Below are 13,849 nucleotides of genomic sequence, written 5' to 3'. Positions count from 1 at the left end.
CGATGCGGAGGGAATCGGCATCGGGAATGTTTTTTCGCAGACCAGAAATTTATCGTCCAGACTTAACCCAAAGACGTAGTCTGCGCAGGCATTGTGCTTTACACTGCGCGCTGCAAAAACTGAGCAGATAAACGATTAAGTAGGCGACAATGGCGATGAACGGAACGATCACAACCTGGTTTAAAGATAAAGGCTTTGGATTTATCAAAGATGAAAACGGCGATAACCGTTATTTTCATGTGATTAAGGTCGCCAACCCTGATCTGATTAAGAAAGATGCGGCAGTCACTTTCGAGCCCACCACGAATAACAAGGGGCTGTCAGCTTATGCTGTGAAAGTGGTACCGGAAAGCAAATACATCTATATTGCGGGCGAGCGCATTAAGCTCACGTCGATCAAATCTTATCTGGTTTACAGTGAAGAAATGCCTGCTGATATCCGCATTGATAAAGAAAATACGGTGCTGTCTGTGGGCGCACTGATGGGTAGCATCAGGCCGAAGTCAGCCACTCAACCTGGTGACATGCGCTCCCTGAAAAAACTGGCAATCACCACCTTCCAGGGAACGACGTTAATCTTCTCGGAAGATGAGATCGACGTGGATGCCACGGTGAAAATGCTCAAGGTCTGAAATCATTCGGACTGACCCTGTGCCGAAATCTCTGCGCCACTCATAAGCAGAATTTCGGCATTGTTTCTGCCAGATTCCTCCAAACTCACTCCACACAGCGATCTGCCCCTGCAACCTAGTGCAGCCTCAAAAATTACAGGTATAATCCCACACATTATTCAACGGGTTTAGGAACGAAGATGACAAAGCTCACCTTACAAGAGCAGATGCTAAAAGCGGGATTAGTGACCAGCAAAAAAATGGCCAAAGTCCAAAGAACGGCGAAAAAATCACGCGTTCAGGCTCGTGAAGCAAGAGAGGCTGTGGAAGAAAATAAAAAAGCACAGCTTGAGCGTGATAAACAGTTAAGCGAACAACAAAAACAAGCTGCTTTATCTAAAGAGTATAAAGCTCAGGTGAAGCAGCTTATTGAAATGAATAGAATCAATATTTCAAAAGGTGATATTGGTTTTAACTTCACAGATAATAATTTAATTAAAAAAATAACTGTGGATAAGCTGACGCAGGCTCAGCTAATTAGTGGTCGTCTTGCTATTGCTCGTTTGGTGGTTGATGGCAACGGCGAGAGTGAATATGCGATTATCCCCGCAATCGTAGCCGATAAAATTGCACAGCGAGATGCGAGTAGTATTGTATTAAATAGTGCGCTGAGTCAGGAGGAGCAAGACGAAGACGATCCGTATGCTGATTTTAAAGTGCCTGATGATTTGATGTGGTAATTAACGTTTTGCTGATGCGTATATAGATGAAAAGCCCTTACGGGCTTTTCATTAAGGCTTACGTATCGCTCAACTCGGACTGAGCTCGTTTCAAGTGATTGACTACTTGGCTACGTTATTTACCCAAGAGCTCTCTGCGGACGATTTCCGCGCCCGCACTTAACGCATTGAGCTTGCCTCTTGCGACGCGACGAGATAAGGGAGTCATGCCACAGTTGGTGGACGGATAGAGCTTATCGGCATCCACAAACTGAAGGGCTTTTCGTAACGTATCGGCGACTTCTTCTGGTGTCTCAATGGTATTGGTTGCCACGTCAATGGCACCTACCATCACTTTTTTACCGCGAATGAGTTCAATCAGATCCATTGGAACACGAGAGTTCTGACATTCCAGTGAAATGATATCGATAGCCGATTTTTGCAGCTTAGGGAAAATTTCTTCATATTGCCGCCACTCGGATCCCAGCGTCTTTTTCCAATCGGTATTGGCTTTGATGCCATAGCCATAGCAAATATGCACTGCAGTTTCACATTTAAGCCCTTCAACGGCTCGTTCTAAAGCGGCAATACCCCAATCATTCACCTCATCAAAAAAGACATTAAAGGCGGGCTCATCAAATTGGATAATGTCGACACCCGCAGCCTCTAATTCTTTGGCTTCTTGATTAAGAATTTTGGCGAATTCCCAGGCGAGTTTTTCGCGACTTTTATAGTGGCTATCATAGAGCGTATCGATCATCGTCATGGGACCAGGCAGGGCCCATTTAATGGGTTTCGTGGTTTGCTGACGTAAAAATTTGGCGTCTTCAACAAAAACGGGCTTCTGGCGAACCACCGCACCAATGACTGTCGGTACGCTCGCGTCATAGCGATTACGAATTTTAACGATCTCACGTTTCTCGAAATCAACACCGCTGAGGTGCTCAATAAACGTCGTGACAAAATGTTGGCGCGTTTGCTCGCCGTCGCTGACAATATCAATCCCTGCCTGTAGTTGATCTGCCAAGCTCAAACGTAGTGCATCTTGTTTGCCCTCAATCAGTTCCTCGCCTTGCAATTTCCAAGGGGACCAAAGGGTCTCAGGCTGCGCCAGCCAAGAAGGTTTCGGTAAGCTGCCAGCAGTGGAGGTGGGTAACAATATTTTCATAATAATCGATGACCTTGTGTGTTTGGTTAATCAAAGAACGTAATTAGCAGACCATTGCTCAAGAATAGCTTGGTATGGTTTGATGAAGTTTTTCTCAGTAAACTTTCCCTGCTCGATAGCCAACAGGCTACGTTCTTCTCTATCGTAAACAATTTGAGTGAATGAATGATCCTGATGATTCAGGCTTGGCTGATAGCATTGGCCTGCTGCAGAGTTCGCATTGTAAATCTCAGGTCGATAAATCTTTTGAAAAGTCTCCATCGTGGCGATGGTACTGATCAGCTCAAGATTCGTGTAATCACTCAGTAAGTCACCAGAAAAATAGAAAGCTAAAGGCGCGACACTATTTGGCGGCATAAAATAGCGAGCCTGCAATCCCATTTTATGGAAGTATTGATCGGTCAATGAATATTCATCTTGCTGGTATTCGACGCCTAACACAGGATGCTGATTTCCAGTCCGATGATAGGTGTTTTTACTTGAAACACTCAGACATATAACCGGCGATTTACTAAAACTCTCTTTGTAACAATCTGAATTTACGAAGCATTTAAATAGATTGCCATGCAAGACGCCAAAGCTATCGGGGGTGCTAAATCCGGGGTGATTCTTATTATGATCTGACAGCAATACGCTAAAATCATAATCTCGCACGTAGGAGGAGAAATTATTTCCTACTATGCCTTCAATGCGCTCGTTAGTTTTTTTATCAACAATATTGGTTTTCAATATTTCAATAACTGGGAAGCTGTCGCCATTGCCTTCTATATCAACCTCAACGGAAATGATATCAAGCTCGACAGAATAACGATCTCCTTTGGGGTTATCCCAACTCGCCAGAGAATTGAAACGATTGTCAATCATCGTTAAGGCGTTGCGTAAGTTCTCCTGGCGGTTTTTTCCTCTCGCCAGGTTCGCAAAGTTGGTCGTGATACGCGTGTTTTCGGAGGGGTTATAATTTTCATCGAAACACGAGTTCTTAATCGTAAAGGTAAAATTCTTATTCATCGCGATCTAGCATCCTAATTCTTGATATAAAACCTGAATTTATTGCTTGTTTTTCCAAGGTTTTCAGGTCTTATAATTTTGCAGGTTTCATCTTGTCTATAGTAGTGCACAATTTATGCCAGAGTCACTGCGTGAGTAAAAGTGATTTAATTTCAATAGACATGAGCCATCTTCATGACTTGGTGTATGACCTGGATCGATACCGTTGCGGTGGTCCTTGCTATATGGAGTTTATACTTGTAATTCATTGGGTTAGTGGCGAGTAACTGCATGACCTTATGGTAAAGCTAAAACGGAAACGCTCACCCAGCCTTTCGCACTTAAGAGGCTACACTGTTCTCGTCTGACTCCTTGTCCCACACGGATGACAGGAAAACGGCATAAGAATGGTATTATTCAGGCCAGATGATACAAGCATCAACGGACATAGACCTTAACCCTTGGGAACGACTGATGAACAATGAAATATCGCTTAAATTTTATGACATCACGGATGAGTATTCGACGGAATCGGCAAAGCCGGTGAGCGAGTCAGAACGTGACGCTCTGGCGCACTATTTCCAACTGCTGCTCACCCGCTTAATGAATAACGAAGAGATCAGTGAAGAGGCTCAGAAAGAGATGGCCAGTGAAGCCGGTATCGACGAGTTTCGTATTGATGAGATCGCGACGTTCCTGAATCAATGGGGCAATGAATAACGCTTGTTGAGGTCATGGTGAAAGGATACAAAGCGAGTGTCGCTGTGTCCGCCTCCCATCTTGGCCGGCCGTCATAAGATGCTAAAAACAGAAATCCCGCCTCGGTTTCCTGAAGCGGGATTTTTAAATGTGGTCTCTGCTGGGGCAGGTTAGGGCAGGGAACGTTGTTTATCTATCCCGCATACTGGCCTGTCTGTGGCTGTAACTGATAAACCCATGCCGTAACCTGCTGGTCTTCCGCTGTCGTAACCACAACCTCAACGCGATCGTAGCCGTCTTCAAACTCATCCAGCATTGGCCAGTGCGCCTCAAGATTAGCGGACAAAAACAGGTAACCGTTGACGCGCGGCCCGTGATCATCGAGCACGATCCCCGGAAAATCCGCGGCAGCGCCCCAGCCACGCTCATAAAACGTGCCTGTCACGTAACCCGGCAGCCAGTCTCCCCCGATGTTTTCCAGAATATAGGCATTTTCGTGACCCGGACGCAGCGTCCCGTAGACAAACAAGCGTTCCATTTTCCCTCGTCAATCAAAACAATGAATACCCAACGGGCGAAGAATAATGCTCACGTTAGGGGTTAATAAAGCGGTTCGCAACAGGTTCTGCCATTTTGTATTGACCTCCAACAATCCTTTAAAGCCACATTTCCGAAAATATCGAATATCCCTACTTTTTGCATGACTTTATCAATATTACTGCCTGAGTCGCGGGGGTAAGATTGGTGGGAGGATACTGTTGGTCGGTATAGACAACCATTCTGGTTTGACAGAAATACGCGCCAATAGTCGTTAAATGTTTGTTAACTTAACTGAGAATATCAATGAAAACGAATAATAATATTGACGTCTTAGCTTCAAACATTGCCATCATGGAGCCCTCTAGTGGGCTTGAAAAGAAGCTTGAGCTGGCCGAAAAAGAGAATCGCAAGCTTATCATTAAGCTTGGGTTCGACCCTACCGCACCCGATCTTCATCTCGGGCATGCTGTGGTATTGCGCAAATTAAAACAATTTCAGGATGCCGGTCACGATATTGTCATTATCATTGGCGACTTTACTGCCTCTATTGGCGATCCAACTGGTCGTAACAAGCTGCGCCCGCCATTAAGTGAAAAGCAAATCGTTCTTAATAGTCAAACCTATCTCGATCAACTCGGCCGAATTATTGATACTTCGCGTATACAGGTGCGCCGCAACTCGGACTGGTTTAGAAAAATGCCCTTTTCTGAAATTCTTGGTCTGGTTTCCCGCGTCACGCTAGCGCAAATGATGCAGCGTGATGATTTTAAAACGCGGTATGCCGCATCTTCACCTATCCATCTGCATGAGCTTCTGTATCCGATCCTTCAAGGCTATGACTCCGTGATGATCAACGCGGACATTGAGCTTGGTGGTACGGATCAACTCTTTAATAACATGGTTGGGCGCATGCTGCAGGAGTCTTTCGGAAGTGAAGGGCAGTCGGTCATCACGATGGCGCTACTGGAAGGTTTGGACGGCAAAGATAAGATGAGTAAATCGAAAGGGAACTACATCGCATTAGCGGACAGCCCTGAAGAGATGTATGGGAAAATTATGTCGTTACCTGACCATCTTATTATCAGTTATTTCAGCCTGGCGACGAATGTTTCAGCAGAATATATCATTGAGGTCAGAGAGCAGATGGAACGGGGGAGAAATCCCATTCTTATTAAAAAGGATCTGGCACACCAGATAGTGGGTATCTACCATGACGCGGAAGCCGCTGACGCTGCTGGCAAACATTTTGAGCGGGTATTTCAGCGCCATAATCCCACCGAAGAGGACCATCTTCCACTCATCGTTGACGGGCAAGCGCCGCTGGCACTGATTGATTTTTGTAGTCAGGCGCTTGCCGACATGAGCCGCTCTGAACTGCGGAGGCTAATTCGCTCTGGAGCAGTACGGGTCAATACGCATAAAGAAACGGATGAACTGGCAATGATTAATTCAGAACCCGGCATGCTTCTCTGGCTGGGTAAACATCACCGCTTCATCGTCAGATAGGGGCTGATATCTATCTTGGTTATTGGTTTTTCGGCGAAGTGTTGACGTTAAGAAAAATACTGGCGTGCGTGGTGATTGTCGCCGGCGCACTGATTATGGGTTAAGCGAATCAGGAGAGCTACCGATGTCTGACTATCCGACTATTGCGCTGATTGGGCCTGGTGCGATTGGTACGACCATCGCTGCGGCACTGCATGAAGTGGGCCGCACGCCGCTACTTTGCGGGCGTTCCGCACATTCAACGTTACTTTTGCGTCACGATGGGGGCGAAATTGTTGTACCAGGTCCGGTGTTAAGCGATCCGACGGCGATCGACCATCCTTTCAATCTGGTTTTTGTCGCGGTGAAAACTACCCAAAACGTCGACAGCGCCGGGTGGCTGAGTGCGTTATGCGATGAAAATACGGTGGTCTGCGCTCTGCAAAACGGCGTCGAGCAGAAAGCCCAGCTTGAACCTTGGGTCAATGGAGCAACGGTGTTGCCTTCCGTGGTCTGGTTTCCGGCTCAGCGCGAGCCGGATGCTTCAGTTTGGCTGCGCGCCAAACCGCGTCTGACCCTGCCGGATGTCCCACAGGCAAAACGGGTGATTGATGCGCTGAGAGGCACGTGCTGCGCGGTTGAGTTGTCTGCGGATTTTTTATCCGTCGCATGGCGCAAACTGCTGCAAAATGCGGTCGCAGGCCTGATGGTGCTAGCGAATCGCCGCGCCGGAATGTTTTCGCGTGAGGATATTAAAGCGCTAGCTCTGGCGTATCTGCGCGAGTGTCTCGCTGTCGCCTGTGCCGAGGGGGCCGTGCTGGATGATAGGATCGCGCAGGAAATCGTGGATAATTTTCAGCGTGCGCCTGCCGATTTAGGCACATCTATTCTCGCTGACCGCCAGGCCAATCGCCCGATGGAATGGGATATCCGCAACGGTGTGATACAGCGCTACGGCCACGCTCACGGCATTCCCGTTCCTATCAGTGATGTGCTTGTTCCCCTGCTGGCGGCCGGCAGTGAAGGACCGGGTTAACGCGAACCGGAATGCTTTTCACATGAATTTATTGAGTTAAGTGATAAAAAAAAATCCCGCTTAAGTTTCCTTAAGCGGGATTTTCTAAATTTGGCTCCTCTGATTGGGAGTGTGTTTTCTTGTGATTTTTTGATAAATAAGATAAATATGAATTTTATTTCTGTCAAGACCACTAAGTTGACCACCAACTTTAACAACTTCTTTGTGCCAGTGGTAAATGCCTGATCTTACACCTGCGCTGATATCGGATAATTATGTTCGATATAACAATACTGTTATGTTTTTTGTACTGTATTACTTAAAGCAATCTCAAAATAGCCAAATGTCTGAATGTATAGAGACAAATTCAAAGCAGGAGTCATATTGTTCACGCTAATGTTTACTGTGCCGTGAAACATCTAAGACGAAAACATCAATTAAACCGCAGAGATCAACTGGCAAGACTGCTTCAATACTGAGTTTAAGTTCCTGAGCAGTTTTAATACCATGGTTCTTGCGGCCAGCAACAATTTCATTATCTCCAAACCATATGGCTAGAAAGATACCCTGCTGCTCGGCATCTGGGTGGATAGAATAACGGTCATAGAGTTGGGCTGACGCGGCAGAATATAGCTCTCTGTGCCACTGGCCTTTGACTTCCGTAACCAGCAGCCGTCTTTTTCCGCCAATCAACTTAGATGCTGTGAAATCACTCCTGTTTTGACCTTTCAACTGATGCTCAGGTGTTATCGATATGCCCTGAGGTTCGAGTCTTAAATTCAGACGTTCCGCAATAATCTCCGTGGACTTTACCTCATCAATGCGTTCATTTTTCTCATAGAAGCGATCTGCCGGGTTAAACTCCCCGCCATTGATCGCTTTCTGGAAATCATGAAGTTCCTGAAGAACTAACTGACGCAGGCCTTCAACAGTAACAACTGAATCACAATCCAGGCGTTGAACTATCTCATCTGGCGTCGGTGGCTCAAAATCCCTGAGCGCTTTTTTTCTGATCTGAGCGGCATATATACTTTGTAACTCCTTATGCAGACTAGCGAAACGCGGATCGTTGAGAAGACGACCCAACACAGGTATTGCATTGTCAGGAGTGTCCGAGTTAATTGACCAAATTAAATCAGTCAAAAAGCGATAGGCTTTTTCCTCTTTAGGACTGTCACTATCCCAATGACTCGGTAGTTCAATGCACGGCCATTGTTCAATGAAAGCGTCTAAAATGGCTTCAATCTTAATTGAGGCCAATTCCGGCCAGGCAAGGTGCTCGCTTCGACTCATCCGGTCAGAACGTTCATAAAAATGCAGTAAATTATCTTTGTCAGATTTTAGCCATGCCCAATAAGTATCCGTAATATTCTCCAGAAAGTAGAACTCACGTACCAGCCAGAATATTCGCTTGCGTTCAATATCCTCATTTTCTGTCGGATTAGGCCAGCCTGACATCATATCTGAGCAACGCTCTGCAATAATCTTTTTTAAATCCTCACGATCGCCATATTGAGCAGCAATTTCAAAAAGTGTATCTACTGAGTTAAGGGATAAATCAGTAAAACGGCGAAGCCATTCAATGGAAAGTTTAGCGCGTGAATGACGAAAGACCTTTTCTCCACTTAATATCCAGATTTCAGGGTGAGGGCATGGCTGAGCGAGTTGGGGTTCAACGTACTGTCTGAGATATTTTTCCGCACTTTCACTATCAGGAAAAATGAGGCGGTCAACCTCTTCCTGTAGAGCATCACGTTCTTCCGTCGAAACTGAATTGTATCCCATGTGAATGTTAGTTCTTAATGCTGTGAGCAACTCGATATTGACGCATTCAAGGTTGCTTTCTGCACGTAGAATCTCTAGGCAGGCTGCATATAAAACCGTCTCAGAATGCCTGTATTTAGATTCGCATTGCAGAGCCGCCAGTTCGGGTAGGGTGGGAACCACGGGAGTAATAAAATCCAGACAATTTCGCAACGCAGCCCGAACCAGTTTCTCGTCACCAAACGCTGATTCAATTTTTTCTGGCTCCATGAGAACGAGTTCTGCAAAATGCACCAAACAGCTCCAGTGACGACCACTTTCTACAATTTCTCTGTTTTCATTAACGAAATTTATGTTTTCTGCGCTAATCTCTCGTCGCTTTCTGTCATGGCGTTTAATGCTTCGGCTATGTCTGAATCTCCAGGTTTGATGCTCCTGCTCGGATAATTTCATTGCATTGTTGTATCGGGCCCATTCGCGCATAAATGCGGGTTTAGAAAGGGCGTGCTGACGCATTTGTGCCCGCAAGTCATCAGAGCCTTGTTCTTCCTTGTTTTTGTAACGTTGATGGCTGACAAGGAAACTCGCCCACAGATCAGCGTTATCTGTTTCAAACGCCAGATCGAGGAGAAATTTATAGTCATTCCGCCATAAAGGAAGGCCTGAATGTGAGTGCAGGTGTCCGTCGAACTTTTCTACTCTTGTGTTGAATATTTCATTACGATCCGTTAATGGCCCGAATACATGGGCAATGATCTCTTGACGAAGTGTGTCATTTTCCCGAAGCACCTGTATCGATTTACTTTGATCGGCTTGGCATTGGTGATGAAAATTGAGATTACCTATCCATTGCCAGATCCTCACAGGGTCAAACGGCGCTTGAGCTAATTCAAAATAGCGATCGACCATTGAACCGACGATCTTACTTACCCCATTGCGACAATCACATTCATAGGATTTTTTCCCACAATGGCAGTAAAGGTTATGGGTTAATTCATCCAGAAGAGATTCGAGAGTATGCTGTGAAAAACAGGAAATGAGCTTCTTAATAAAATAACGAGTTCCTACCACTCTTTCAAATTGTTCTTTGTGGCTGGGATAGAGGTTCGCACAGACTCGTAAGAATCCAGAGAGATATTTGCGGTTAAATTTTTCTGGCCCTGCGACTTCGATGACTTTGGCTGAAATATTGAGTGAAATATTACTGGCTTCAAAAATTAAAACGGCTAAAGCGCCAATGAAATCGTATTCTTTTACATTGAGTAAGCATCTACTTGCTAATGTACGAATATGTTCAGACTCATTGGGGTTTAAAGTAAGCAGGCTCAATTCAGGCGTCAACTGATTGTTAACCGGAGAGTCAGCCAGAAGTTCTAAAATTAAATCACGTAAATGACCATCATTACCCATCGTTAAAAGAGGCTTTATTTCTTCGACAACGTCTTGCGTGAAAAAACCAGCCGCGCTGAATCGGCGCCAAAAGTCGCTCCGACGAAAGTAAGGATCTGCGGTTTCAATCTCTTTGAGTCGATGAAGAAGTTGTCGCTTCGATGAACGTTCAAGTTGCGATGGATCGCCGTTCGCGAGTACCGCATAGGCGTCAAGCTCAATAATGGATTCCTGTACTGACTTGTTACCTAATGCCGCCATCCATCCGAGCAGACCTCTCAACTCATCTCTGGCAGTACCATTCGGTGCAATGACTGGTAAGCACTTTGTTAAACTGAGAACATCCCCTGGGTCGGCTATTCGTTTAATAAGATAATCCGCTGCGCAGTATTCAGCGACGATCTTGTGAACCGAGCGGTGCTGGTCTTCCTTATCGCCGGGTTTGAAAAGCTGAGTTGACAATATGTCGTAACAGACTGTATTGCCAATAAATAACGCGGGCAGCATGGGATACATCCGGTTTGCAGTCGCGTCGATGGTGCTGATTCCTTCGGCACCCGACAACAGAAGTTTGGCATAAATCTCGGCAGAAAATGAAATCTTCTGTGCAACGGAAAGAGGTACTGAGGCTTTCGGGATATCTGGGTTGACTTCCTTAGCCAGCCGTTCGACCGCTAAAGCAAAGATTGAACGCTTGTCAGCAAATCGTCTGTCACTTTCTAAGTAGGCATCGGTGAACATTTTCAGAAACTGAGGGTTTGGTAACAACATTTCTAAACTAAACCGTGCTACTTCGGTCTGGAATGCAAAGAAGTCTTCTTCTGGCGCATGGTACTTAAAGATGGCGTGTTGTTCGTCTTGATCGAATTCTCTCAGCCTTACAACCATAGGGGAGAAACCAAGAAATTTTTCAAAAATACTGGTAGAAGCCAGCCCCCATTCGCTTGATCTGCTCGACATGATTACGCTAGTCGGCTTTGATGTTCTGGCGAGTGCAAGGAGTTTATGAATACCTGATTGATCGATTCTGGCGACTTCATCAACTGCATCAATGACCAGTGGACTATTTTCTTTATCTGCTCCCATGTGAGCAAATACGCTGGCATTTAAGATAGAAGTGTTCAGTTTCCGAGCAAAACTTTTCATCAACTCCGTTTTCCCGCCACCGGGTTCTGCTAATACAACAATATGTGTTGATGCAGCCAGCAACTCTGTCTCTGTGTATGTCTTGTCATCGTGTGTAAAATTACGTTCAAGATAGAAAGTTGAATTCATAGTTGCAAAATGCTTCGTGTTGAATAGCCCAAAGATTTCAGCAGAAAGGAAAGCTGCGCCTAAGTTTTCTTGCTTATATCAGAGATAGTAAGGCATTTTTTTCTTTATCGGGGGGCTGTTTTATCAACTGCTGACCGCGTTATACAACTTATTGACATTCATCACATTTCGCAATCGCGACATACAGGTTAACAGACACTAAATTTTTCTTGTTATGGAGAACTTGTTTGCGGAGTTTTTACTTTCTGAGATCTGCTTCCAGACCCTTCAATTGCTGCTATTAGCTAATAGCGGCATCATTTAATCAGTTCACCTTGCTACCCTTTGTTGTTCCCGTCACTAGCGGCGGAAACTTTGAAGATTTTAGCGGATGATTTCACGTTGCAGTTTTTTTGAGTCGTTAAGAGACATTTGGGGGTCACATCATTATCGAACCGGAAAGACCCCGAATCTGACCCCCACATTTTCCCGATGCAGAGGAAAAACATAATGTGCACCGGAAAGACTTTTGCATGTGAACGTATTGAATAAAATGATAAAAACAAAAATCCCGCTTAAGTTTCCTTAAGCGGGATTTTCTAAATTTGGCTCCTCTGACTGGACTCGAACCAGTGACATACGGATTAACAGTCCGCCGTTCTACCGACTGAACTACAGAGGAATCGTGTGAACGGGGCGGATGATATCTGCCACCCGCAGTACTGTCAACGGCAAAATCAGCTTTATCGTCTGACTGTTTAGGCTGTGTACAATTCGCTGTTTTTTTATGAGTTAGTAAATGGATGGCGCACGGTAATTGGTGCTGCTTTGCCAGCTTTTTAGACGGACGAGCGGATCCTGCCGATAGAACTTTTGGAAGCAGCGGTACAGATCGGGGAAACGCTCTTCGAGAAGTTCGGGGGCGCTGAAGAAGTATTCCGACAGCACCGCAAAGCACTCTGCCGGATCGTGGACGGCGTAGGGATCCATGCTGGCGGCATCTTCGCCCACCAGATCGATCTCTTCCTGCAAGGCATCCATCGCGCCGTGCAGATGCTGTTCCCACGCAGCAATCTCACGCAGTGGAATCAGGGGAACGCCCGTCGCTTCGCCGCTGCTGCGGATGTCCAGCTTGTGCGCGACTTCATGAATGATGAGGTTGAAACCGGAGAGGTCGAAGGAATCCTGCACTTCCTGCCAGTTGAGGACAATCGGTCCCTGATCCCAGCTTTGGCCGGATTGCACCATTTTCCCCTTATGCACGAGCCCGATGTCATCCTGCCACTCTTCCTCAACAATAAACGGGCCGGGGTAAATCAGAACTTCATGGAAGCCATCCAGCGCATCTATTCCCAGCGACAACACCGGCAGGGAAAACAGCAGGGCGATGCGCTGCTGCATGATGTCCGTCAACACTAGCTCTTGCAACGGAATCAGGCGCTTTTGCTTCAGAAACTGATCGGCAAGGGCGACCAGTTTCTGGAGCTCTTCGTCGCTTAAAGGCGCGAGAAGTGGGATGGAAATCGCAGCTTGCCAGTGTTCAAGCGTCTGCACCTGAGGTTGAGTGTTTTTCCACGGCCATTTAATCATTGTTATTGCTCGTTCAGTCGTCACTTGAATTTAAAGGCGAGGGTGGGTGCTGTTAACATGCCGTAAAAGTAGGCATCATGGCAACTGCTAAACGGAGAGATGCCGGAGCGGCTGAACGGCCAGTCTCGAAAACTGGAGTCGGGCAACGCGACCGGGGGTTCAAATCCCCCCGTCTCTCCACCGCTATTCAAACACTTACCCCGAATTTAGTCTGTGACGCTTTCCACACTTGGCAGTGGCTTAAAGCGGACAGCTCAAATCCCCTTCTTCACAACGTAATATGCTTTTGAATTCTTCTACGCGCTCGGCGGTTTTCTGCGTCAGGCACTGGGAATACACCATGCCATGCACCGATCCTCCGGTTGTCGGGAAGGTCTGAAACTCACAGTCAGCGTCGCGGTACGAGATCCATTTTCTCTGCGCTGACTTGAGCAACGCCTTGTGTTCTTCAATCACCAGGCGTTTTACGACATCCTGATAAAGCCGATTAAGCTCGCCATCCACTTTTTTATATTCATTAGCAGCACACTGGCTCATCTCCAGCTGTGTGTTGGCGTTGCCACAGTCTGTGGCGGCGGCTTGAGTGATGGGCAGTAGAGCAAAAAGAACAATGGCTCGCTTTTTCATT

The 13,849-nt window shown here is 46.2% G+C and carries 11 protein-coding genes and 2 tRNA genes; 6 read left to right on the top strand and 7 right to left on the bottom strand.

The window, feature by feature from the left end; all coding sequences use genetic code 11:
• Window positions 1–149: 149 nt before the first annotated feature.
• Window positions 150–632: a cold-shock protein gene (locus QWJ20_RS03015; protein WP_433991806.1), complete on the top strand. Its 483-nt coding sequence runs from the start codon at window positions 150–152 to the stop codon at window positions 630–632.
• Window positions 633–811: 179 nt separating this feature from the next.
• Entirely contained in the window at window positions 812–1,351 is a 540-nt protein-coding gene (locus QWJ20_RS03010; protein WP_095994197.1) for a DUF2058 domain-containing protein, read from the top strand.
• 115 nt (window positions 1,352–1,466) lie between these two features.
• Here the strand turns inward: QWJ20_RS03010 and QWJ20_RS03005 are convergent, their stop codons facing one another.
• The gene (locus tag QWJ20_RS03005) at window positions 1,467–2,498 is read right to left on the bottom strand and encodes a methionine synthase (protein ID WP_095699060.1); all 1,032 of its coding nucleotides are present in this window, start codon (window positions 2,496–2,498) and stop codon (window positions 1,467–1,469) included.
• A 30-nt stretch (window positions 2,499–2,528) separates the two neighbouring features.
• Window positions 2,529–3,506 (bottom strand): DUF1852 domain-containing protein, encoded by a 978-nt coding sequence (locus tag QWJ20_RS03000; RefSeq protein WP_433991805.1) that lies wholly within the window; start codon window positions 3,504–3,506, stop codon window positions 2,529–2,531.
• 453 nt (window positions 3,507–3,959) lie between these two features.
• On the opposite strand from QWJ20_RS03000, the gene QWJ20_RS02995 reads away from it, so the two are divergent.
• A complete protein-coding gene (locus QWJ20_RS02995) occupies window positions 3,960–4,205 on the top strand; it encodes a YmjA family protein (protein ID WP_174877490.1) in 246 nt (81 codons plus the stop codon).
• A 172-nt stretch (window positions 4,206–4,377) separates the two neighbouring features.
• Here QWJ20_RS02995 and QWJ20_RS02990 read toward each other — a convergent pair whose 3' ends face one another.
• The gene (locus QWJ20_RS02990) at window positions 4,378–4,722 is read right to left on the bottom strand and encodes a gamma-glutamylcyclotransferase family protein (RefSeq protein WP_103941198.1); all 345 of its coding nucleotides are present in this window, start codon (window positions 4,720–4,722) and stop codon (window positions 4,378–4,380) included.
• A gap of 305 nt (window positions 4,723–5,027) precedes the next feature.
• Here QWJ20_RS02990 and tyrS point away from each other — a divergent pair, with 305 nt between their 5' ends.
• Window positions 5,028–6,230 carry a tyrosine--tRNA ligase gene (tyrS, locus tag QWJ20_RS02985; protein WP_433991804.1) on the top strand — a complete coding sequence of 401 codons (1,203 nt, stop codon included), beginning with the start codon at window positions 5,028–5,030 and terminating at the stop codon, window positions 6,228–6,230.
• A 124-nt stretch (window positions 6,231–6,354) separates the two neighbouring features.
• A complete protein-coding gene (locus tag QWJ20_RS02980; protein WP_433991803.1) occupies window positions 6,355–7,245 on the top strand; it encodes an oxidoreductase in 891 nt (296 codons plus the stop codon).
• A gap of 372 nt (window positions 7,246–7,617) precedes the next feature.
• On the opposite strand, the gene QWJ20_RS02975 is transcribed toward QWJ20_RS02980, so the two are convergent.
• The 3 genes from QWJ20_RS02975 to mtfA form a co-directional block, all read right to left on the bottom strand.
• On the bottom strand, window positions 7,618–11,652 hold the full coding sequence (locus QWJ20_RS02975; RefSeq protein WP_433991802.1) for a hypothetical protein: 4,035 nt from the start codon (window positions 11,650–11,652) through the stop codon (window positions 7,618–7,620).
• Between the two features lie 585 nt (window positions 11,653–12,237).
• Window positions 12,238–12,313, bottom strand: a tRNA-Asn gene (locus QWJ20_RS02970).
• Between the two features lie 110 nt (window positions 12,314–12,423).
• Window positions 12,424–13,221: a DgsA anti-repressor MtfA gene (gene mtfA / locus QWJ20_RS02965; RefSeq protein WP_433991801.1), complete on the bottom strand. Its 798-nt coding sequence runs from the start codon at window positions 13,219–13,221 to the stop codon at window positions 12,424–12,426.
• 93 nt (window positions 13,222–13,314) lie between these two features.
• Between mtfA and QWJ20_RS02960 the strand changes: the two genes are divergently transcribed.
• A tRNA-Ser gene (locus QWJ20_RS02960) sits at window positions 13,315–13,401 on the top strand.
• A 60-nt stretch (window positions 13,402–13,461) separates the two neighbouring features.
• Here the strand turns inward: QWJ20_RS02960 and QWJ20_RS02955 are convergent.
• The gene (locus QWJ20_RS02955) at window positions 13,462–13,848 is read right to left on the bottom strand and encodes a lysozyme inhibitor LprI family protein (RefSeq protein ID WP_433991800.1); all 387 of its coding nucleotides are present in this window, start codon (window positions 13,846–13,848) and stop codon (window positions 13,462–13,464) included.
• Between the last annotated feature and the right edge of the window lies 1 nt (window position 13,849).

The sequence above is a fragment of the Pectobacterium sp. S5 genome, from assembly GCF_051707265.1.
GTDB classification, from domain to species: Bacteria; Pseudomonadota; Gammaproteobacteria; order Enterobacterales; family Enterobacteriaceae; genus Pectobacterium; species Pectobacterium polare.
The sequence above is the reverse complement of the archived record's forward strand: the minus strand, read 5'-3'. Positions and strand labels throughout refer to the sequence as shown.

Bases quoted from the DNA above. Each gene is read 5' to 3' on its own strand.
- QWJ20_RS03015 (WP_433991806.1), top strand. From the start codon at position 150: ATGGCGATGAACGGAACGATCACAACCTGGTTTAAAGATAAAGGCTTT.
- QWJ20_RS03010 (WP_095994197.1), top strand. From the start codon at position 812: ATGACAAAGCTCACCTTACAAGAGCAGATGCTAAAAGCGGGATTAGTG.
- QWJ20_RS03005 (WP_095699060.1), bottom strand. From the start codon at position 2,498: ATGAAAATATTGTTACCCACCTCCACTGCTGGCAGCTTACCGAAACCT.
- QWJ20_RS03000 (WP_433991805.1), bottom strand. From the start codon at position 3,506: ATGAATAAGAATTTTACCTTTACGATTAAGAACTCGTGTTTCGATGAA.
- QWJ20_RS02995 (WP_174877490.1), top strand. From the start codon at position 3,960: ATGAACAATGAAATATCGCTTAAATTTTATGACATCACGGATGAGTAT.
- QWJ20_RS02990 (WP_103941198.1), bottom strand. From the start codon at position 4,722: ATGGAACGCTTGTTTGTCTACGGGACGCTGCGTCCGGGTCACGAAAAT.
- tyrS (WP_433991804.1), top strand. From the start codon at position 5,028: ATGAAAACGAATAATAATATTGACGTCTTAGCTTCAAACATTGCCATC.
- QWJ20_RS02980 (WP_433991803.1), top strand. From the start codon at position 6,355: ATGTCTGACTATCCGACTATTGCGCTGATTGGGCCTGGTGCGATTGGT.
- QWJ20_RS02975 (WP_433991802.1), bottom strand. From the start codon at position 11,652: ATGAATTCAACTTTCTATCTTGAACGTAATTTTACACACGATGACAAG.
- mtfA (WP_433991801.1), bottom strand. From the start codon at position 13,221: ATGATTAAATGGCCGTGGAAAAACACTCAACCTCAGGTGCAGACGCTT.
- QWJ20_RS02955 (WP_433991800.1), bottom strand. From the start codon at position 13,848: ATGAAAAAGCGAGCCATTGTTCTTTTTGCTCTACTGCCCATCACTCAA.